This window comes from Mycobacterium sp. 1245801.1 (assembly GCF_001673055.1).
In the GTDB taxonomy this organism is placed as follows: domain Bacteria; phylum Actinomycetota; class Actinomycetes; order Mycobacteriales; family Mycobacteriaceae; genus Mycobacterium; species Mycobacterium europaeum_A.
Map to the genome: position 1 here is coordinate 1 of NZ_LZKY01000413.1, position 636 is coordinate 636.

The 636-nt window shown below is 65.9% G+C and carries 1 protein-coding gene; it reads right to left on the reverse strand.

Annotated features, from left to right (window positions below; all coding sequences use genetic code 11):
• The coding region (locus A5622_RS26505) for a class I SAM-dependent methyltransferase (RefSeq protein WP_066882250.1) at positions 1-636 on the reverse strand (636 nt) is incomplete at both ends.

A 636-nucleotide genomic window follows, 5' to 3' on the forward strand; every position in this document is an offset into this window, starting at 1 on the left:
ACCCTTGCGGAAGAAGTTCTCGCAGCCGGTCAGGTAGTGCATGTACTTGTCGTAGACCTCTTCGGACTGCAGGGCGACCGCCTGCTCGCGATTGGCCTCGAGTGCCTCGGCCCACAGGTCCAAGGTCCTGGCGTAGTGCAGCTGCAGCGACTGGACGCGGGTCAGGTCGAAGCCCGCGGTCACTCCGTACTCGCCGACGGTCTGCGGCGTCGGCAGCCAACCGCCGGGGAAGATCTCGGCCAGGATGAACTGCGAGAACTGCACGATTTCGTGGGTCAGCTTCAGGCCCTTGGCCCGCGCGTCTTTGAACGACGGCCGAACGATGGTGTGCAGCAACATCACTCCGCCGGGCGGCAGCGCCTGGTAGGCCATTTTGAAGAAGCGGCCGTAGCGCTGCCGGCCGAAGTGCTCGAACGCGCCGATGGACACGATGCGGTCCACGGGCTCGTGGAACTTCTCCCAGCCCTCCAGCAGCACCCGCCGGCTGCGGGGGGTGTCCATCTGATCGAAGGACTGCTGCACGTGCTCGGCCTGGTTTTCCGACAGCGTGAGGCCGACGACGTTGACGTCGAACTTCTCGATGGCCCGCCGCAGGGTGGCCCCCCAGCCGCAACCGATGTCCAGCAGCGTCATCCC